The organism is Paraflavitalea soli (genome assembly GCF_003555545.1).
Classification (GTDB): domain Bacteria; phylum Bacteroidota; class Bacteroidia; order Chitinophagales; family Chitinophagaceae; genus Paraflavitalea; species Paraflavitalea soli.
In genome coordinates, this window is the sequence record NZ_CP032157.1 from 1221069 (window position 1) to 1242004 (window position 20936).

At 48.3% G+C, this 20936-nt stretch carries 15 protein-coding genes; 13 read left to right on the forward strand and 2 right to left on the reverse strand.

The annotated features are described in order from the left end of the window. Nucleotides 1-11: 11 nt before the first annotated feature. Entirely contained in the window at nt 12-1232 is a 1221-nt protein-coding gene (locus D3H65_RS04620; protein ID WP_119049143.1) for a hypothetical protein, read from the reverse strand. Nucleotide 1233: 1 nt separating this feature from the next. Continuing rightward, the gene (locus D3H65_RS04625; protein ID WP_119049144.1) at nt 1234-2253 is read right to left on the reverse strand and encodes a hypothetical protein; all 1020 of its coding nucleotides are present in this window, start codon (nt 2251-2253) and stop codon (nt 1234-1236) included. Between the two features lie 272 nt (nt 2254-2525). On the opposite strand from D3H65_RS04625, the gene moaA reads away from it, so the two are divergent. The 13 genes from moaA to D3H65_RS04695 all read left to right on the forward strand — a co-directional run bounded on the left by moaA (nt 2526) and on the right by D3H65_RS04695 (nt 20857). Beyond that, nucleotides 2526-3506 (forward strand): GTP 3',8-cyclase MoaA, encoded by a 981-nt coding sequence (gene moaA, locus D3H65_RS04635; RefSeq protein WP_119049146.1) that lies wholly within the window; start codon nt 2526-2528, stop codon nt 3504-3506. Between the two features lie 108 nt (nt 3507-3614). Further along, nucleotides 3615-3896, forward strand: coding sequence for a SelT/SelW/SelH family protein (locus D3H65_RS04640; protein ID WP_119049147.1), 282 nt, complete (start codon nt 3615-3617; stop codon nt 3894-3896). After that, the gene (locus tag D3H65_RS04645; protein WP_245999680.1) at nt 3896-5110 is read left to right on the forward strand and encodes a molybdopterin molybdotransferase MoeA; all 1215 of its coding nucleotides are present in this window, start codon (nt 3896-3898) and stop codon (nt 5108-5110) included. The genes D3H65_RS04640 and D3H65_RS04645 overlap by 1 nt, the downstream gene beginning before the upstream one ends. 6 nt (nt 5111-5116) lie before the next feature. After that, entirely contained in the window at nt 5117-5860 is a 744-nt protein-coding gene (locus D3H65_RS04650; protein WP_119049148.1) for a sulfite exporter TauE/SafE family protein, read from the forward strand. A gap of 114 nt (nt 5861-5974) precedes the next feature. Then, nucleotides 5975-6208 (forward strand): MoaD/ThiS family protein, encoded by a 234-nt coding sequence (locus D3H65_RS04655; RefSeq protein WP_119049149.1) that lies wholly within the window; start codon nt 5975-5977, stop codon nt 6206-6208. Between the two features lie 17 nt (nt 6209-6225). Next, nucleotides 6226-6666, forward strand: a complete 441-nt coding sequence (locus D3H65_RS04660) for a molybdenum cofactor biosynthesis protein MoaE (protein WP_119049150.1) — start codon at nt 6226-6228, stop codon at nt 6664-6666. Nucleotides 6667-6668: 2 nt separating this feature from the next. Further along, the gene (gene moaCB, locus D3H65_RS04665) at nt 6669-7577 is read left to right on the forward strand and encodes a bifunctional molybdenum cofactor biosynthesis protein MoaC/MoaB (protein WP_119049151.1); all 909 of its coding nucleotides are present in this window, start codon (nt 6669-6671) and stop codon (nt 7575-7577) included. A 114-nt stretch (nt 7578-7691) separates the two neighbouring features. Continuing rightward, nucleotides 7692-11828 (forward strand): two-component regulator propeller domain-containing protein, encoded by a 4137-nt coding sequence (locus D3H65_RS04670; RefSeq protein WP_119049152.1) that lies wholly within the window; start codon nt 7692-7694, stop codon nt 11826-11828. 83 nt (nt 11829-11911) lie between these two features. Next, the gene (locus tag D3H65_RS04675; RefSeq protein WP_119049153.1) at nt 11912-13129 is read left to right on the forward strand and encodes a hypothetical protein; all 1218 of its coding nucleotides are present in this window, start codon (nt 11912-11914) and stop codon (nt 13127-13129) included. A gap of 116 nt (nt 13130-13245) precedes the next feature. Beyond that, the gene (locus D3H65_RS04680; protein ID WP_119049154.1) at nt 13246-16446 is read left to right on the forward strand and encodes a SusC/RagA family TonB-linked outer membrane protein; all 3201 of its coding nucleotides are present in this window, start codon (nt 13246-13248) and stop codon (nt 16444-16446) included. A 10-nt stretch (nt 16447-16456) separates the two neighbouring features. Next, nucleotides 16457-18379 carry a RagB/SusD family nutrient uptake outer membrane protein gene (locus D3H65_RS04685; RefSeq protein ID WP_119049155.1) on the forward strand — a complete coding sequence of 641 codons (1923 nt, stop codon included), beginning with the start codon at nt 16457-16459 and terminating at the stop codon, nt 18377-18379. 26 nt (nt 18380-18405) lie between these two features. Beyond that, nucleotides 18406-19599 (forward strand): DUF5000 domain-containing lipoprotein, encoded by a 1194-nt coding sequence (locus D3H65_RS04690; protein WP_162915408.1) that lies wholly within the window; start codon nt 18406-18408, stop codon nt 19597-19599. A gap of 25 nt (nt 19600-19624) precedes the next feature. Further along, nucleotides 19625-20857, forward strand: coding sequence for a DUF4998 domain-containing protein (locus D3H65_RS04695; protein WP_162915409.1), 1233 nt, complete (start codon nt 19625-19627; stop codon nt 20855-20857). The last annotated feature ends 79 nt before the right edge of the window (nt 20858-20936 follow it).

Genomic DNA, 20936 nt, shown 5'->3' on the forward strand with positions numbered 1-20936 from the left:
CTGGATGATGATTAGTCGCCAAAAGGCTGCGCCCTTAATTGCATAAAGTCGGCAGCATTTTGTGCATAGGTTTGCCGCTTGAATGCATCTAGCGCAATTTCGTCGCCGTGGATCTCGTCATAGGCCGGTCTTGGTTCATGGTCTCTGCGCAGGAAGCCCTGAAACACTTTTTCCAGGAACTCCATAATATCATCATTGTCGATTATTTCCGGCGGATGGTGGCGGTCCATAAGGGTTCGCTGATTAATAAAGAGCTCATCAGTCAGGTAAATGGCATTCTTTCTCATGGATTCCCGCATCACCGAAGGGCCGTTGTGGTCGAGAAAGAAGGAGACGGTATGATGAATGCTCCTGGCGGTGATTGGTTTCTGAGGCGCGGGATCACTCCACAGGATGATGAATTCCCGTAAAGCCATGATATGGCCAATTTCCGGGTGGCGTGCCATGGCAGGTGTAGAAGTATCGAAAAGCACCTCGATGTTTTCGTACAAAACATTTACCAGGCATTGAAAGCTTTCAAGCCCCTTCAGCCGGTGAAAATCCCTGGTGATCCAATGGTAAAAGGCGGTATAATAGCCGCTAGGGTGGTCGTACTGTACTTCCTCCAGGCTATCCTGCAGGGTAATGAGGTATTGATCCGGATCTTCTGCACTCCTTCGCCGTATATTCGAATGCAGCAGGATGTTAGTCACTTCCGGGAAATAGTCGTCCATTTTACGATGGCTTACCACCAGTCGCAGGAAGTTGGCCATAAAAGCCGCATCGCTCATCAGCATATCATCCAGTACCACCTTACAATAGCTAATGATCTCTACGGCATCCTCTCTTTGGATTGTTTTAACAACCGCCAGCAATAGCTTACCTTTTAAAGAATGCCCATTGGGCAATATGAGATTGTCTGCCCGCCTGTCCAGGAAAAGTTCGCGCAGCAGTTCTGAAGATTCATGTGGCTTTGTTTCTGTTACTACATCCAATACCCGCTCCAGGTGCAGGGTAGCAGGATGCAGTGCATCAGACAATTTTCTGAAGGTCTCCAGCAGCGCCTTTTCATATCGGTGGCGGGAAAGATTGTTTTTTGTCAGCAGAAAAATAATGTCAACCAGCGGATCTCCGTGCGGAGTGATCCTTGATACCGGGTAGGCGATATCGAAATGCAATATGTCATCTATCCAGTCGATCCATTGACCGGTGGAATTTTGTTTCAGTATCTCAAGCATTTCCGCTTCTGTCATATTATATCGATTGAAGGTACCTTTCCTGTGCTTCCTCCAGGATTTGTGTTATATCGGCCCGCAAAATGCGGTTGGATAGTGGCCCCAGCGCATCTACAGAAAAAGTATAGGTTTTCTGATCTGCTCCATTCAATGAACGATGAACCCTTTCTTTGATCTGTTTCTCACTACCTGATACAGAAAAAGTCCTTCCCCAAAAATCTTCCAATTTGTAGGAGAGAAAAAACTCATTCCCAAAACTGATGGTGGTATCATCGGCAAATCCCCAATCGCCGGTGAGGGTGGTTGGCTGGAACAGCATTTCTCCGAATGAATCGGGATACGTGAAAGAAATATATTGGTCGTTGGGTTTTATCTCGTGTAAATAAAACCCCAGGTTATCAAGCAGTGATTCCACATTCTTATTAGCGATGGGCGATGCAAGATCCTTGCCGTGCGCCAGGAATACCCACCCTGTTCTGCTTCCCAATTGAGAAATTTTAATCTTGTCATAACGCCGTTTATTGGTCAGCATCCAATAATACCTGCCTGGCTTATCCATGTCTATCGTGGCTGGCAGGCTGGGGTTAATAGAAGTATTCTTAGCAACAACATAGCGGAGGTAAGATTCGAAGCTGGAAATGCGCACGTATTCCGCATTTTCCTGGATACTGATGGCAGGCCGAAGGTCCTGCGCATCGAAATCCTTGAGGGAAATAGCAAATTTAGTGGCCACTGTAAGGGCTTTCTCCGGATAGCTTTTGGGCAATTTGGTAAGTTCCCTGATATGAAGAATGATCTTCCGGACAATGACAGTGAAGGCTTTCCGCTGCTCATCGTCTATGCCCGGCTTCTCGTAGTTGCGAAAATCAATTCCCAGGCTGGCCAATAACCGGATGCAATTGCAGTCTGACGCCCCGCGGAGTTCTTCCAGGAATTCCCGATCAATATATGCATCATCCGTTCCAGGTGTTTGATAATCCGGCGCAAGGATACCGCGCAGGTATTCGTAGATAATCCAGATAGTAGTTTTGGCGGGCATGCAATGGACAGGTTTAGGGATGACTGATAAGAAAGCTATGCTTTTTCCACCAACATTGCCACCGTAAAAACACCTTTTTTAGGTGTTCATTAATAGCCATTATTGGGGTATTGGGGGGTGACATTCTCTTGCACTCTTCTAAAACACCCCACAAAACCATGGTTCCAACCCAATATTGCGGTATCTTTATACGGCCTTGCCGCGCTTTTCCATGACCTGGATCAGGGTGGCCATGCAAACCCATTAAGAGATTTATTTTCAACCTATAGTGCATGCTGATTGATTCATATAACAGGGTTCATGATTACCTGAGGATCTCACTGACCGACAGTTGTAACCTCCGGTGCTTTTACTGCATGCCCGATGAAAAAATAGCCTGCCTGCCTAATAAACACCTGATGCAGCCCGATGAAATTGATCATATCGCGGCACTCTTTGTACAGCTGGGTGTAAAGAAGATCAGGCTTACCGGTGGAGAACCCCTCGTACGCAAGGAAGCAGGAGATATCATCAGGCGGCTGGGTAAATATCCCGTCGAGCTCACCATGACCACCAATGGCGTACGCTTGCACGAATTTGCGACTGACCTGCAGACGGCTGGATTACGCTCCATCAACATTAGCCTGGATACCCTCCAGGCAGAAAAATTCCTGCTGCTCACCAAAAGAGATAACTTTCAAAAAGTATATGACAATATTCACCGCATGGCAGCCCTGGGCTTGCGGGTAAAAGTGAATGTTGTGGCCATGAAGGGAGTCAATGACAATGAGATCAACGATTTTGTAGCGCTGACCAGGGAACTCCCCCTCCATATCCGTTTCATTGAATTCATGCCTTTTACCGGCAATCACTGGGACCATGCCAAGGTGATCGGACTGCAGGAGATCCTTGACATCGTTGCACAGCAATATGCTTTTGAACCCATCCGTCATAAGAAACACGATACCGCCAAGAACTTCCAGGTGGCTGGCCATGCAGGCACTTTTGCAGTGATCAGTACCATGACCACCCCTTTCTGTGGTGATTGCAACCGGATGCGTTTAACAGCCGATGGTAAAATGAAGAACTGCCTGTTCTCCAAAACAGAAACAGACCTCCTGGGTGCGCTGCGCCGCGGAGAAGACCTGGTGCCGCTCATCAAAGCATGTATTGGGGCGAAAGCCGCTGAAAGAGGCGGACAGTTTACAGAAGACTATACCCATACCGATCCGCAGCATATTGAAAACAGGAGCATGATTGCCATAGGAGGTTGATGATGTCAGCCTGTCGAAGGATGGCTCGCCCTTGCAGGGCGGCTTATCCGGTCAAAAGCTGTCTGTGAAAACACAAGTTAGTTTTTCAATATACGATAACCTGATCTAATGATAAAGCCCACCATTACTATTGAATACTGCCCCAAATGCGGCTGGATGTTACGGGCCGCCTACATGGCCCAGGAACTACTCACCACTTTCAGCGATGAGATCAGGAGTGTTACCCTGCTTCCTTCCGAAACGGGCGGACGGTATACGATCTATATTGATGAGGAGATCGTATTCGACCGGAAAGAATCCGGTCACTTCCCCGAGATCAAAGAATTGAAACAACTGGTACGTGATGTAGTCAACCCCGCCAAAAGTCTTGGCCATTCCGATAAGAAATAATGAACAACAAGAAAGAAACACCTGCGATGTTATCTGTAGCGGAAGCAAAAGAACTGATCTCTGCCAATACATTATTGGGATCGCCTGTTGCGGTTCCGCTGGAGCATTCACTGGCAAAAATATTGGGCAGCACGATCTATGCCTCGCAATCCATACCTGCTTACGAGCAGTCGGCCATGGATGGCTACGCTTTCCAGTTTGATGGCTGGAAACAACAGTCTGTATTGGAAATAGCGGGTGAGATGGCGGCAGGAGCCGCAGCGCCGCTTTCCATTACTGCTGCACAAACAGCCCGCATCTTTACCGGGGCGCCTTTGCCTGCGGGTGCTGATACAGTGGTGATGCAGGAAAAAGTGCGTGTGCAAGACAACCAACTGATCATTGATGATGATGAACTCCAGAAAGGTTCCAACGTAAGGTCTGTAGGTTCTGAAATACGGGCAGGCGAACTGGCATTGCCCCAGGGATCATTGTTAACACCCGCTGCCATCGGGTTCCTGGCAGGAATGGGCATCCATGAAGTGCCGGTATACCCTGCTCCGGCCATTACAGTGATCGTGACGGGCAATGAATTGCAAACGCCGGGAAAACCTTTGCAATATGGCCAGGTATATGAGTCCAATTCTTTTACCCTGCGCACCGCTTTGCAGCAAATGCAGATCAGCCCCGTTTCTTTTTTGACGGTGGAAGATGATTTTGATAAACTGCTGCACACCATCGCGCAGGCATTGAGCAGTGCAGATATGGTGTTGCTCACCGGCGGTGTAAGTGTGGGCAATTATGATTATGTGGCCAGGGCATTAGAAGTTTGCGGCGTAACACCGGTTTTTCATAAACTGAAACAAAAGCCTGGCAAACCGCTTTATTTTGGCACCCGCGACCAGCAACTTGTATTCGGGCTGCCCGGTAATCCCTCTTCTGTCCTCACTTGTTTTTATGAATATGTGTATCCCTGCATCCGTGAACAAATGGGCTACGCAGAAACAACCTTATCCGCAGTACACCTGCCCCTGCTCCACGATTTCTCCAAAAGAGCAGGCCTTACACATTTCCTGAAAGGCTATTGGAGTGAAGAAGGGGTAAAGGTACTCCAGGCGCAGGAGTCTTACCGCATGCAGTCCTTTGCCGTTTGCAATTGCCTTATTGTGTTACCGGAAGACGTGACTGATTTGCACAAGGGACAATCAGTAGAAGTACATTTGTTACCACATTAGAAAGATATGGGTACTACGGAGATATTGTTCTATTGCCTCTTATTGCTCGTTGCTTTTTTATATGCCTCCATCGGTCATGGTGGGGCCAGTGGTTACCTGGCATTAATGGCGCTCTTTGGTGTGGCGCCTGCTGTGATGAAACCTACCGCCCTTGTCCTGAACCTCTTTGTATCTGCCGTGTCCTTTATCCAGTTTTACCGGGCACAGCATTTTAAGAAAGAGATCTGCTGGCCCCTGATCATCGCTTCTGTGCCGATGGCGTATATAGGCGCCCAGATCACCATTCACGATGCTATTTATAAAAAGATATTGGGTGTAGTGTTGTTGATCTCTGTCGTACGATTCCTGATGCCTGCAGGCAATGCGTCGGGAGAGTTAAGGCCGGCCAATCGCACCTGGTTATTTATTATCGGGGGAAGCATTGGTCTGCTCTCCGGCATGATCGGTATTGGCGGAGGGATCATCCTGTCGCCCATCCTTTTATTGTTGCGATGGGCTACTATCAAACAATCAGCGGCGCTCAGCGCCATCTTTATTTTTGTAAACTCCCTTTCGGGGCTGGCCGGTATGATTCAATCGAAAACGGCTGCTTTTACGCCTTCTATGTATGCTTATATCGGTATTGCCCTGTTGGGCGGACTGGCAGGCGCTTACCTGGGTGCAGCCCGTTTTAAGAACTCCGTATTAAAGTATATCCTGGCGGTTGTTTTGCTTCTGGCCGTTTTTAAGCTGGTATTTACCAGCGCCTGATGGCGTACACTGGGCTCCTGTCCGCCATGGTTCCTCTCCTGAACCAACAAAGCATTGACGGATATAAAGTAGTAATTTTGGAGAACGGTTTTACAAAAGCAAGTATATTTTATCATGGCATTAACCATCCGGCTTTTTGGCCAGTTTGCAGAAATGGCGGGTAGTCATTCCCTACAGGTAGATCAGGTAGCAGATACCGATGCCTTGCGGCGCAGGCTGGAGACGATGTTCCCGGTCTTGCAAAGCATTCCTTACCTCGTAGCGGTGGATAAGGATATCGCTACCGGCAATACCATTTTGCAACCTACATCCGTGATCGCCTTATTGCCTCCTTATTCAGGCGGATAACCAGTTATTCATAGACTATGGAGAAAAAGATCAAAAACATATTTGTGCAGGGAGCCATTGCTCCCGCCTTTGTAGCAGAGAGCATCCAAAAGCACAGCACCAAGACCGATATTGGCGCCCATAGTATTTTTATGGGACAGGTGCGGAGCGATGTAGTGAATGAACAAAAAGTGGTGGCCATTGAGTATACCACCTATGAGGAAATGGCATTGAAAAAGATGCATGCTATCCGGGAAGATATCTTCAGCAAGTACGCGCTTACCTGCATGCACATCCACCATAGCCTGGGCAGGGTGGCAGCGGGCGATATCTGTCTGTTTGTATTTACCTCATCCGGTCACCGTAAGGCAGCCATTGCTGCCTGCGAAGAAGTAGTGGAGCGCATCAAGCAGGAATTGCCTGTGTGGGGCAGGGAAATATTCGATAATGAAACCCATCAGTGGAAGGAAAATAAATAAGCATGGTCAATATCACACATAAGGTGAGCAGTTTAAGGGTAGCTATTGCAGTAGCCCACCTGAAAGTATCAAAGCCTGAAACCATCGCCGCTATCAAAGAGCGCAAGGTGCCAAAGGGAGATGTTTTTGAGTTTGCCCGTGCTGCTGGCTTGCTGGCCGTAAAAAAGACCAGTGATGTGATACCCGATTGCCATCCGCTGCCAATAGAATATACCGCCATCACCTATGCCATTGAAGACCTTACGGTGATCATTTCCGTGGAAGTGCATACCATCTATAAAACCGGGGTGGAAGTGGAAGCCATGCATGGCGCATCGGTTACTGCCCTCACCATGTATGATATGCTCAAGCCCATCGATAAGGGCATAGAAATAGCTTCCATCAGCCTGCAGTCGAAAAAGGGCGGCAAGTCAGACTTTAAAGACCGTACCAGTTCTTTGCGCTGTGCCGTCATTGTTTGTTCTGATAGCATTGCTGCCGGCAGCAAACAGGATTTTGCCGGCAAAGCGGTGATAGAAAAATTACAACAGCATGGACTGTCAGCCGCCGCCTATGAGATCATCCCCGATGAATTTGCCGTGATCCAGGAAAAAGCAAGCCAGCTGAGTAATGAAGGTTATCACCTGGTATTGTTTACAGGAGGCACCGGTCTTTCTCCGCGTGATGTAACACCGGAGGCCATTACTCCATTGCTCGACAGGAATGTGCCTGGCATCATGGAAGCAGCCCGCAGCTATGGGCAGGAACGCACCCCCTTTGCCATGTTGAGCAGGGGAGTAGCCGGTTTTATGGGCAGTACCCTGGTGTTGACATTGCCGGGCTCTACCCGAGGCGCTTCAGAGACCATGGATGCCTTGTTTCCGTATATCCTGCATATTTTCCGCGTGGCCGAGGGCATGCGCCACGAATGAGTTTGGATTAATAAATGTTATTTATTGGTTATTTCTACGCAATTTCCGACTATTCCATGCGGATAAAAATGATTTATTTGCACGGTGCGCCCGATAGCTTAAACCCGTGTGAAAATGGAGTTGAATACCCCCGGCTCTTATTGTCTGCTAAAAAAGACATTCCTTCTTTTTTTAAATACTGTCCTGTTGATCTTGCCGGGCATGGGACAGGACGTTACACCCGTTGAATACATAGGTATTGAAAATGGATTGTCAAACAACTCTGTTACCTGCATATACCAGGACCGGTTCGGTTTTCTGTGGGTAGGTACTTATGATGGCATCAACCGCTATGATGGATACAACTTTAAAGTATACCGTCACCGCCTGAATGACTCGTCCACGCTGATCAATAACAGGATAACCAATATCGCCGAAGATGATGAGAACCGCCTATGGATCGGCACCAAAAAAGGAATGAGCACCTGGTCCAATAGCACCCAACGTTTTTCTTTGGTCTACTATCATCCGGATACAACTACAAATGGCAGCAGGGGGCTCATTGATATGCCCACCAATGAAGTGATTGCGGATGGAAAAGGCAACATATTCATGGCCTGCAATGGCAAGGGGCTCTTAATGTATCAAAAAGCAACAGGTATTGTCAGCCAGGTGCCGTTTGTCAATGGCAGGGAAGGGGAGGTGTACAATTACCAGGTACAGGGTGTTCGCAAGACGAAAGATGGCATTGTATGGGTTTTTGTAAATAGCAAAGGCCTCTGTCAGTATGATTATAAAAACAACAAGGTAACCCTTGTCAATAACTATATCGGGGGTTGCTCGCTTATGGAAACAGATAGAAGGGGCCAATTGTGGATGGCGTGGGGACGCAATGTCTATGAATACAATCCGGCCGGTAATACCTATACCAACCGGGGCGCTACATCGGGTCGTGGAGATAATGTATTGTGTCTCCTCTCCAATGAGGATGGGAGTATCTGGTTAGGAACCGATGGCAGTGGTATTACAACATTGGACGATGCAAACGAAGGACGTTTTATACCATTGGGAAAGGAGGAATTGTCGGCCAGGCTAAATAGTAAATCCATATCGGCGTTATACAAAGACAGGCAGGGCAATAAATGGGTGGGCACTTTAAGGGGTGGATTAAATTGTATCCGTAACGGTAAACGCATTTTTGCTTCCCTCAACCACGATCCTGCCAATAGCAATAGCCTGGCAGGTTGCTTTGTGTCGGCATTTGCGCAGGATGATGAGGGGCGGCTTTGGATAGGTACCGATGGCAGCGGTATCAGCATCTGGGACCGAAGGCTGAACCGGTTCAATAACTTTACCCATGAAAACAGTTCCCTTTCCAGTAACCTCATAACCTGTATAAGAAAAACGGCTGATGGCAATATATGGGTGGCTACTTATGGCAACGGGATCGATCTGTACGACAAAAAGACCGGTGGGTTTATCAATTATCCCTGTCTCAACCGCGTGGCCTGGACCAATGATTTCAATGTGTGGACCCTTTACGAAGACAAAGAACACACATTATGGGCAGGTACCGTGACCGGCAGTTTATTCCGCCTCAACAGGCAGGCCAACCGCTTTGAAGTATTTGATACGAAATTGGCAGACATACTTAGCCTCACAGAAGACCGCCAGGGCAACCTATGGGGAGGTAATTTTGAATCCCTGATAAAGATTGACCGGGTAAATAAGCGCCATGAATACTTTGCGGCGGAAAACCCGGTACGCATTATCCATGAAGATAGGAATGGACAGCTTTGGGTAGGAACGGAAGGCAGTGGATTGTTGTTGTTTGATAAGGCTGCCGGCAGGTTCAAGGCCTTTACAGAAGAGGATGGCCTGGCTAATAATTCCGTGCTGAATATGTTGGAAGACCATAGCGGTCATCTGTGGCTGAGTACATTCAATGGCTTGAGCCGGATGAACCTGGAAAGCCATCAGTTCAAGAATTTTTTCCAATCCGACGGGTTACAATCCAACCAATTCATCTACAATGCGGCTTATGCAACCTCCAATGGCCAGTTCTTCTTTGGTGGGTTAAAAGGTATGAATTTCTTTTATCCCGATAGCGTAGCACTTAGTTACAGACCTCTTCAGGTATTGATAACTGACCTGCGTATTGACAATGTGCCGGTGGCGCAGGACAATACATTTACCAGGAGCCAGGTATTGTATACGCTGGATGCACTCAGGCTGCCTTACAACAAGGCCGTGCTTTCTATAGATTTTGCTTCGCCCGAATTCAATAACCCCCACCAGGTTTCATATGCCTATTATATGGAGGGATGGGATAAAGGTTGGAATTATAGCGGCAAGATACGTACCGCCAACTACAGCCACCTCAATGAAGGACATTACAAACTGCGCATAAGATCCACGGATGGAGGAGGGGTCTGGAGTCATGAGGAACGGGTGATCTCGATTATAGTGCTTCCGCCCTGGTATCGAAGCTGGTGGGCCTGGTTGCTGTATACCGGTATAACAGCAGGCATGATTGGTATTTATGTCAGGTATAAGAATAAGCAATCGCAACTGGCTTATGAAATAAAGCTTGCTCACCTCAACGCCGAACGGGAAACTGAGATCAACCGCCGCAAGCTCGACTTCTTCACCAATATAGCCCACGAATTCAGAACCCCCGTCACACTGATCATCAATCCTATCAGGGATCTTTTATTCAAGCCGGATACCGGACCGGAACATGCGGAAATGAAAATGGTGTACCGCAATAGCAAGCGCCTGCTTAGCCTGGTAGATCAATTGCTGTTGTTTAAAAAGGCAGAAAGCGGCGTGGACGACCTGCGGGTGGTAAAGCTCAACCTCACCCATGTGTGCAGAGAAGTATTTCTTTGTTTTACCCAACAAGCCAAAAGCCAGCAGATAAATTATCAGTTTGAAAGCGCTGCAGATCAGATCGAAGTATATGCCGACAGAGAAAAAATAGAGATTGCTATTTTCAATCTTATTTCCAATGCCATGAAGTTTACCCCGGTAGGTGGTTCTATTTGGATGCGGCTGGCAGAGCAGGAAAGTACCATTGAACTCAGTGTGGAAGATACAGGTTGCGGCATACCAGATGAAGTAGGAACAAGGATCTTTGAAAGATTTTACCAGTCCAAACATAACTCCTCCTTAAAGGCAGGTTTTGGCATCGGGCTTTTTCTGGCCAAAAGTTTTGTGGAAGCCCATAAAGGCCGGCTTGATTATACCACAAGACCGGGAGAGGGCACCACTTTCTTCATCAGCCTGCTGAAAGGGCTAACGCATTTGGGACCCCGGCAGATGGATGGCGTGGCCATACAGAAGTCAAACATGCTGGAAGAACTGAGTACGCAGGAAGCAATCCCACTACCGGAAGTACCGGCAAAAGACACGCTTCCGCAAAGAGATACCAGCATGGATACCCTTATTACCAGCGGTCATACCATGCTGCTGGTGGATGACAATGAAGGTATAAGAGAATACCTGCGGCAGGTATTCAAAGAAAACTTCTCGCTTTTTGAAGCAGACAATGGCAGGGAAGGCCTGGCACTGGCAAAACAGCATATGCCCGATATCATCATCAGCGATATTGTTATGAATGAAATGACGGGTATTGAATTTTGTACCGCCATCAAAGAGGACCCGGCACTAAGCCATATCCAGGTGATCCTGCTTACAGGCAGCTCATCGGCCGAAATAAAATTGAAAGGGGTGGAATGCGGCGCCGATGACTACATTACCAAGCCTTTTGAACGGGAATTGTTGCTGGCAAGGGTTAACAGCCTGTTGAAGATCCGCAACAACCTGCAGAAATATTTTTATAACGAGATCACGCTGCGCAAGAATGATCTGATCATTTCAGAAGACTATAAGGTATTCCTGGAAAGATGTATTGAAACAGTCGAAGCGCATATTGACCGGGATGATTTTTCGATCAAGCTGTTTGCCAAAGAAATGGGGATGAGCCATTCCAACCTGTACAAGCGTGTAAAGCAGGTGTCGGGCCAGTCCATCAACAGCTTTATCCGGTTTATCAGGTTACGTAAGGCGGCCGAACTATTGATAAGTTCTGATTGCAATGTGAATGAAGCCGCCTTCCAGGTAGGAATAGCTGACGGCAAATACTTCCGTATTCAGTTTGCGAAGCTGTTTGGCATGAACCCTTCTGAGTACAGGAAAAAATACCACAAGGCCTTTCAAAAGAATTACAAAGTGCATGAGAAGGCAATAAAAGAAAGGCCTCAGCCCTGAATTACCATTCTGACCCTGTTTTTTGACTATTTGTCCCCCATAAGGGTGCACACACCGGGTGCATTTTGCAGGAAACAACCATCATGAAAAGTGTTATTCTCCTGCCCTGTATAGCCGTGCCCCTATTCCTGTGTGTAGTGGCTTGCAGCAAAAGCAGCCGTGACAGCAGTACAGATACCCCGCCTGCCACGGCAGTATCATTGCCAACCCTTGTTGCAGATAGTACGGGCAGCATCACTACCTCCACGGCCAGTTTTTTTGGTAAAATAACCAGCAAAGGAGGAGGAACTATCACCGACAGGGGCATCTGTTGGGGAAAAACAGCCAATCCTACTGAAAATAAGACTACTGCCATCAGTTACAGGAGCAGCGGCGAGTTTACTGCCGAATTGAAAACGTTGGAGCCCAATACTACCTATTATGTGCGGGGTTACGCCACCAATAGTAAAGGCACCGCCTATACACCCGATGTGTTGTTGAATACCACAGGAGTGCCGGTGGCAGAGATGTTTACCGATACCCTGTTTGCCCCGGGCGTCACCACCTTGTTTGTAGCCGGTAAAGTAATTGATGCCAGGGGTATAGGGCTTAAGGAAACAGGCATCTGCATCAGCAAGAATACCAATCCCACCATTGCCGATACTAAAGTGGCATCAGCAGGCAAAGACCAATCGCTTTTCCTGCGCATCAACGGGTTGGAGCCCGCTACCGCCTATTATATAAGAGCCTACAGTACCAATTCGTACGGCGCCACGGCCTATGGCAGCAATGTAAAAGTGGCAACCATCCCCAGGGGCAATGTATCCTATACCCTCGCCCAAAGCCCCAATCCTACAGCCGAGGAGAGCGCTGCCTATGCAAGGATCAAAGCGGCTTTTGACGAGGCGGTGGCTTATTACAACAATTTCACTTCCATTACGAAGACGCTTTATGTGACCTACAATCCGGGAGTGCCCACGGCAGATGCCAGTATTAACGGCAATATAAGAGTAGGCTCCAATACGGGGTACCAACGCACCGGCACGGCCTTGCACGAAATGGCGCATGCTGTAGGAGTGGGCCAGCATACCTTTTGGACCAGCAACCTGATCATAGGCGGGGTATACCAGGGTACAGAGGCTAACAAACTGCTTCGCTTTATGACCCGCAATCCCACCGATGCACTCAAGGGCGACACGCAGCATTTCTGGCCCTACGGTATCAACGGGGCCAATGAAGATACCGGTGCAGAAATGCTGTATATCACGAATGTGATGGTGATCCAGGGGATGAAGAAAGATGGCCTCCCCAGCAGCTATTAAAAAACGCCCATTACCATTTTGACCATGCTATTTGGCGATTTACCCCCCATAATTCAAGCATACTTAGGGGCATTTTGCAGGGCAATTCTCACAATTATATCCCAAACAACTGACTTATGACAAGAAAACACCGGTTAAAAGGCCAGGGAGGTTATTGTTTTTTCTTCCTGCTCTTTTTCGTTTTTGCCAATCTTGGGGCTGCTGCCCAGTCCGAAATTACGGTGTCGGGCAAAATAAGAAGCGATTCTGCCACCCTCGAAGGAGTATCGGTATCCCTGAAGAACAATCCTGCCAAAAGCACCCAATCGGGCAAGGGCGGTATTTATTCCATAAAAGTTCCTGCCAATGGCGTGTTGGTATTCTCCTATGTGGGTTATCAATCCTGGGAGCAGGCCATTGAAGGAAATAGTAAAATAGATGTAAAACTACTCCCTGATAACAAAGCCCTCGAAACGGTGATAGTGAGTGTGGGTTTTGGCACCCAGAAAAAAACGAGTATGGTAAGTTCCATTACCAGTGTGGAGCCCAAAGAACTCAAAGGTCCTACCAGTAATCTTACCAATATGCTGGCCGGCCGCATATCGGGGGTGGTAGCCTACCAGCGCAGCGGGGAACCGGGTGCAGACAATGCCTCTTTCTTTATACGCGGCCTTGGCTCTTTTGGCGCCGGTAAAGTAGATCCCCTGATATTGATTGATGGTGTCGAATCATCCAATACCGACCTGGCCCGGCTTCAGCCCGACGACATCGCTACTTTTTCTGTGTTGAAGGATGCTACCGCTGCCGCAGTATATGGAGCAAGGGGCGCCAACGGTGTGCTGATCATTACCACAAAATCAGGGGTGGCGGGCGCTACCTCCTTTACAGGCCGTATTGAAAACTCTATATCCACCAATACCCGCAACTTCAAGCTTACCGACAATATCACCTACATGGAGCTGGCCAATGAGGCAGCCTTAACAAGAAACTCTCCCGGCGGATTGCCTTATTCCCAAACCAAGATCAACCGCACCATCGCTGGCGACAATCCCTTATTGTACCCCAACAACAACTGGATTGATATGCTCATCAAGGATTATACCATGAACCAGCGTTACAATTTTGGTTTAAGTGGTGGCAGTCCCAAAGCGCGTTATTACCTGGCTGGTACTTATAATGTGGACAACGGACTGTTAAAGCAAAACTCGCTGAATGGTTTTGATAACAATATCAAACTCCGCAACTATTCCATCCGGTCCAATGTTGACCTGCGGTTTACCGCTACCACTACAGCTTCCATCAGGTTGTACGGACAGTTTGATGATTACAATGGGCCGATCGGCGACCGTCAGGAAGATGGCAGGATGGCCAACGGTGGGCAGAAAGTATTCAACCAGGCTATCTGGTCCAATCCGGTTATGTTTCCGGCCATCTATCCCCGGGAATACCTGCCACATATCAACCATCCATTGTTTGGCAACCGCGTCATTCCCGGCACTATCGGTACGCTGTACGCCAATCCTTATGCCTCCATGATGTCGGGCTATTCGCAAATAAATTCTTCTACCCTGCAGGCGCAGGTGGAAGTAAAACAAGACCTGTCGGGCATTGCACCAGGCCTGTCGGCCAGGGTCATGGCCTATACAAAGCGCTATGCTTATTTCGACATGAGCAGGAATTACAATCCTTTCTATTACAGTGCCATGACCCTCGACGACAAGACGGTCTCGGGCCTGCTGGTGCTCAACGATGGCAGCACCGGATCAGTAGGTACAACCGGCACCGAATTTCTGAGCTATAATGAAGGGTATAAAATGGTGAACAGTGTATTCTATACGGAAGGTGCGCTTAATTACAACCATACCTTCAATACCGTACATGAAGTTTCGGGCATGGTGATAGGTATTGTACGCAATTACCTCAATGGCAATGCCGGCAGCCTCGAAGCCAGCCTGCCCGCCCGCAATCTCGGCGTATCAGGCCGTTTTACATACGGATACGACAGCCGTTATATGGCCGAAATTGACTTTGGATACAATGGTTCCGAGCGCTTTGATGCCAAAAGCCGCTTTGGTTTTTTCCCCTCCTTTGGACTTGCCTGGAATGTTTCCAATGAAAAATTCTTCGCACCAGCTAACAAGATCATCACCAACCTCAAACTGCGCGGTACTTACGGGCTGGTCGGAAATGATCAGATAGGCCGCGCCACCGACCGTTTCTTCTACCTGTCCAGCGCCAACATGAGCAATGATGATTACAGGTATACTTTCGGCCTCGATTACGGATACAGCCGGCCGGGTATTTCACTGACACGATATGCCAACCCGGATATTACCTGGGAAAAATCAAAACAGCTCAACATTGGAATGGACCTTACCCTGTACAAGGACTTTACGCTTACAGTGGATGCCTACAGGAACATTCGCTCACAAATATTGATGGCCCGTTCTTATATACCTACTACCATGGGCCTGCAGGCAGGCGTTTCGGCCAATGTGGGAAAAGCCCGGAGTACAGGTGTGGACATCATGCTCAATTATGATAAAACCATCAACAGGAGCTGGTGGGTGCAGGCAAGGGGCAATTTCACCTATGCCACCAGCAGGATACTGGTATATGATGAACCTGCTTATGCCGGCAACCTGGCGCATTTACTCCACGCAGGCCGCCCCACTTCGCAGGTATACGGGCTGATTGCCGAAAGATTATTTTATGATCAGAAGGAAGTGATCAACTCGCCCTCACAATCCTATGGAGATGTAATGGCCGGCGATATCAAATACCATGATATGGACGGTGACGGACAGATCACCAGCAACGATATAGTGCCTATTGGCTATCCTACTACTCCGGAGATCATTTATGGATTTGGTTTTTCCGTTGGTCACAAGGGATTTGACCTGAGCACATTCTTCCAGGGATCGGCCAGATCATCCTTCTTTATCAATCCGCAGAATATTTCACCCTTTGTGCGCAGTGGCGGCTCGCAAAACGGCCTCCTGCAAGTCATTGCCAATGACCACTGGAGCGAGGACCAACGAAATAGCTATGCCTTTTGGCCACGCCTCAGCAATTACTTCGTAGCCAACAATAACCAAACCTCCACCTGGTGGATGAGGAATGGGGCTTTCCTGCGGTTGAAGACACTGGAACTGGGGTATACACTTCCCTCAACATTCCTGCACCGGATAGGATTTAAAACCGCCAGGGCCTATGTGAACGGCAGTAACCTTTTTGTATGGAGCGAGTTTGATATGTGGGATCCTGAAATGGGGGGTAACGGACTCGGATATCCCGTGCAAAGGGTGTTTAATGTGGGCATCAACTTCAACCTCTAAAACTGTGAACATGTTTAAGCATAAATATATTTCCATTCTTATTGTTTGTTCCGCTTGCTTGCTGGCCTCCTGTAAGAAGTACCTCGACATAGTGCCGGATAATTCACCAACCCTTGATTACGCATTTACCCTGCGCAACGAAGCGCAGAAGTTCCTGTTCACCTGCTATTCCTACCTGCCGGGTTCTACCGACCCGCAATCGAATGTGGGATTTCTCGGCGGCGATGAAATATGGTTTCCATTGGAATACCGTGAATTTGACGCCACTCTTTGGAATTGGGAAATCGGCCGGGGCAACCAGAACAGCAACAGACCGTATGTGAATTACTGGGACGGCGACCGCTATGGTATTAAAGCTTTTGAGGCTATCCGGCAATGTAACATCTTTATCGAAAATGTATCAGATCTTCGCAAAGTGCCCGATCTCTCACTGCCCGAACGCGAAAGATGGCTGGCTGAAGTCAAATTCCTGAAAGCATATTATCATTTTCTCCTGTTGCGCATGTACGGCGCCATTCCGTTGGTGGATGTAAACATCTCCGTATCGGCCAAGCCGGAAGAAGTGAAAGTAAGCCGGGTACCATTCGACAGTTGCGTTAATTACATCGTGAACCTCCTCGACGAAGCAGCCACTGTGCTTCCTCCCTTTATTGCCGACAGGAACAATGAGCAGGGACGCATTACCAGTCCCATAGCCAAAGCCATTAAAGCCCGTGTACTCGTTACGGCCGCCAGCCCCTTGTTCAATGGCAACGGCGACCTCGCTGCTTCCAAAAACACCAGTGGGCAAGCCCTGTATGCTGCGGCGGCTGATGACAGCAAATGGACAAGGGCTGTACAGGCCTGCAAGGAAGCCATAGACATAGCAACGCAAAACGGCGCCATGCTGTACTATTTCCCCCCATCATCATTCAAGCTATCTCAGCAAACCATCACCCAGATGAATGTGCGCCAGGCGGTGTGTGAAAGATGGAATGCAGAAAAAATATGGGGCAACTCCGGCCGGCTGGCCAACAGGTTGCAAACTACCTGTATGGCCAGGCTAAGCAGCGACGTTGCTTCCAATACCACCCTCCGGGCGATGTTCAGCGCTACCATGAAAACAGCCGAACTCTTTTATACCCGCAATGGCGTACCCATTACAGAAGATAAGACATTGAATTTTGAGAACAGGTACGCTACCCGGATGGCAGTAGACAGCGAACGTTATATCATTAATCCCGGATACGTTACAGCGAGGCTCAATTTCGACAGGGAACCGCGTTTCTATGCCAACCTTTGCTTTGACGGGGGTGTCTGGTATTTGTATAGCAGTCCTACCCAGTCTGATTCCGGTACCTATGTATTGAAGGCAAAAGCCAACCAGTACGGTGGTACGGATATAGGCGGTGGGATCAATCAAACAGGTTACTTTATCAAAAAGCTGGTTGACTGGAACTTTTCCTTCAGTGCCAGCGGGGTGACCGTACGGCCTTATGAATGGCCGGAAGTGAGGCTCGCAGACCTGTATCTTTTGTATGCCGAAGCGGTCAATGAAGCTACCGGCAATACGGAAGAGGCCTGCAGCTACCTCAACAAGATACGCGCCCGGGCCGGTGTAGCCACCATCCAGGATGCATGGACCAATTATTCTACCAATCCTGCAAAATATACCACCAAAGCCGGCCTGCGTGAGATCATCAAACGGGAAAGGGCTATTGAACTGTGTTTTGAAGGCAGCCGGTTCTGGGATCTGCGCCGGTGGAAAGATGCCGCCTACGAATTAAACCAGCCTGTAAGAGGATGGACCATCAGCGGCACCACCGATGATAGCTATTACCTCGTAAGGACCCTTTTCCAGCAGCGGTTTATAGCGCCACGTGATTACCTCTGGCCCATTCGCCTGAGCAACCTGTCTGTAAACCCCAACCTCGTTCAAAACCCGGGATGGTAAATCTTATCAATATAAAAAATGACGGTATGAAACAATCTCTCAACCTATCATTGCTCACCTTCAGCATAGGGCTTTTTGCCTGGTCATGCTCCAAAGTGGACTCCAATACACCACTGACGCCCAGTAAGGGTACGCCGGCTAAGGTCGCCAATGTAACAGTGAGAAATGACAGCGCCAAAGCCATTCTTACTTATACCTTACCCAATGCTGCAGACATTGCTTACATAAAAGCGGTATATGACCTGGCTTCAGAAAAATCAAGGGAAGTAAAAGCCAGTGTATACGATAACCAGCTCATACTCGATGGATTTGGGGACACCCTCGAACACCAGGTAAAAGTATATGCCGTCAACAAAGCGGAAGTAGCTTCAGAACCTGTGACGGTTACCGTGAAGCCTTTGGAGAACCCTATCTGGGGCGTGTTCAGGGCCATGAAAGTAGTGCCCGATTTTGCAGGCATCAGGGTCATCACGAAAAACCCCGCCCGGTTCAATATAGCTATTGAGATACTCCAGGATTCACTGGGTCAGTGGTTCCCTTTTAATGGTATATATACTTCAACAGATTCTATCAATACCGCTATCAGGGGAATGGATACCCTATCCAAAAAGCTGGCATTTTTTGTGAGAGACCGCTTCCTCAACCGTACGGACACACTTTTTCAAACCATTACGCCATTCTATGAAACGGCTATTGCCAAAAGTGACTACAGGGAGTATACCCTGCCTGGCGATGCCGTTTCGGCCTGGGCTTCCAACAGAGTGGCCAACCTTTGGGATGGAAACTGGGAACACTGGCCGGGGTGCAATATTACCAAGGATGAAGGCATGCCTTCTGTGATCACTTTTGAGATTGGCAGGCTGACACAGCTCAGCCGTATCGTGATCTGGGATTATGCAGAGTACCTCAACTCGGGAAGGGGTTATTACTATGGCGGGAACCCCCGTAAGTTTGAAATATGGGCCAGCCCCAATCCGCCTCTTGATGGAAGCTGGAGCAACTGGACACTTATGGCTGCCTGCGAAGAGGTAAAACCTTCCGGGCTTCCCTATGGCCAGCTTACCAATGAAGACCGCACAGCAGGTATGGCCGGCTTCAACTGGGACCTGCGTGCCGACGTGTCTAAAATGCGGTACATAAGGATCAAATGCAACCAGAACTGGTCAGGAGGTTTCTACCAGTCTTTGTCGGAAGTACAGGTATATGGTGACCCACGATAACCCTAAAACAATTTAAATGCCTACAATGAAATATGTCTACAGGTATCCGGCAATGCTGCTTTGTATTATTGCCGCAGTATTAATGGTAAACGCCTGTTCCAAAATGGATGAGTACAAGGAAAAGTACGTAAGCAATGGAGAAACTACCTATACAGGCAAGATCGACAGCGTGCGTATGTTCTCCGGAAAGAACCGGGTTAAGTTCAAAGCCCTTTTGAACCCGGATCCCCGGGTTACCGGGTATCGTGTATACTGGGGCGGGAAAGCTGATTCCATCACCTTCCCTGTTACCCATACAGAACCTGGAGGAGTTATTGAGCAGATCATTCCCAATATTCCCGAAAGTGAACAGACCTTTGAATTCGTGACCTTCGATGCCCTGGGCAACAGATCCATCTCTACATTTAAGAACGCTACCTCCTATGGCAGTCGCTACCAGGAATCGTTGATCAACAGGAAGATCATCAACAGCGCATTGACATCCAACCTTCAAACAGCTATTACCCTGGTGAATATGGATAAAGCGACCGGCGTTTTCAACACAGAAGTGCGCTACCTGACTACCAATGGCGACAGTGCATCCTGCAATATACCATTGGCTACTACCGATACCTTCCTGCTGAACCACCAATACGGCAGCCTGATAAATTTTCGTACCTGGTATCGGCCCGATTCCACTTCTATTGACAACTTTTTTACTGCTTATACTACTTTTCAGCCGGTTTCAGGAGCAGCCTGGATTGATCTCACCTCGCAAATAGTAAAGAACTACGGCGATCCCTTTCAGCGATCTTCCTGGGATGGCAGCCGGTGGGGCATCCTGGCCGATTGGACATCGTCGGCTGATGTGAAAAATGCTTCCGGAGGAAATGGAGGATATGAATTAAGAAGTGGGGTAGGTATGTTATCCATGGAAGGCGGATGGGGATTGCCTGCTGTTCCCAATGGAAAGATATACCAGGTAGTGAACCTGCCGTATGCCGGTAAATGGCGCTTTCTGGCTACCGTCGATGCGCTGGGCTCTGCCGGCACAAAATATATAGCCGTGAATGCGGGGACCACGATGCCCGACTTTGCCAACATCACTACAGCCACCTGGTACTATAATTTTTCCACCGTAGCAGCTGGCGCCAAACCGTATATTGAATTTACAACAACCAGTGCTATGGATGTTTGTATCGGTTTTGTGTCCAATATGCCCAATACAGGTAGTTATTATAAAGTAAAGAACGTATCCTTAAGCTACTACAAGCAATAGTACCCTTGCAATGGTCAATGCCTGCGCCCTGGACCTGCTATTATAAACCTGCTTGCCAATGACGATAAAGACGATCACT

Excerpts from the sequence above, each read along its gene's own strand:
- D3H65_RS04625 (WP_119049144.1), bottom strand. The coding sequence starts at position 2,253 with ATGCCCGCCAAAACTACTATCTGGATTATCTACGAATACCTGCGCGGT.
- moaA (WP_119049146.1), top strand. The coding sequence starts at position 2,526 with ATGCTGATTGATTCATATAACAGGGTTCATGATTACCTGAGGATCTCA.
- D3H65_RS04640 (WP_119049147.1), top strand. The coding sequence starts at position 3,615 with ATGATAAAGCCCACCATTACTATTGAATACTGCCCCAAATGCGGCTGG.
- D3H65_RS04685 (WP_119049155.1), top strand. The coding sequence starts at position 16,457 with ATGTTTAAGCATAAATATATTTCCATTCTTATTGTTTGTTCCGCTTGC.
- D3H65_RS04675 (WP_119049153.1), top strand. The coding sequence starts at position 11,912 with ATGAAAAGTGTTATTCTCCTGCCCTGTATAGCCGTGCCCCTATTCCTG.
- D3H65_RS04620 (WP_119049143.1), bottom strand. The coding sequence starts at position 1,232 with ATGACAGAAGCGGAAATGCTTGAGATACTGAAACAAAATTCCACCGGT.
- D3H65_RS04695 (WP_162915409.1), top strand. The coding sequence starts at position 19,625 with ATGAAATATGTCTACAGGTATCCGGCAATGCTGCTTTGTATTATTGCC.
- D3H65_RS04645 (WP_245999680.1), top strand. The coding sequence starts at position 3,896 with ATGAACAACAAGAAAGAAACACCTGCGATGTTATCTGTAGCGGAAGCA.
- D3H65_RS04660 (WP_119049150.1), top strand. The coding sequence starts at position 6,226 with ATGGAGAAAAAGATCAAAAACATATTTGTGCAGGGAGCCATTGCTCCC.
- moaCB (WP_119049151.1), top strand. The coding sequence starts at position 6,669 with ATGGTCAATATCACACATAAGGTGAGCAGTTTAAGGGTAGCTATTGCA.
- D3H65_RS04690 (WP_162915408.1), top strand. The coding sequence starts at position 18,406 with ATGAAACAATCTCTCAACCTATCATTGCTCACCTTCAGCATAGGGCTT.
- D3H65_RS04650 (WP_119049148.1), top strand. The coding sequence starts at position 5,117 with ATGGGTACTACGGAGATATTGTTCTATTGCCTCTTATTGCTCGTTGCT.
- D3H65_RS04680 (WP_119049154.1), top strand. The coding sequence starts at position 13,246 with ATGACAAGAAAACACCGGTTAAAAGGCCAGGGAGGTTATTGTTTTTTC.
- D3H65_RS04655 (WP_119049149.1), top strand. The coding sequence starts at position 5,975 with ATGGCATTAACCATCCGGCTTTTTGGCCAGTTTGCAGAAATGGCGGGT.
- D3H65_RS04670 (WP_119049152.1), top strand. The coding sequence starts at position 7,692 with ATGGAGTTGAATACCCCCGGCTCTTATTGTCTGCTAAAAAAGACATTC.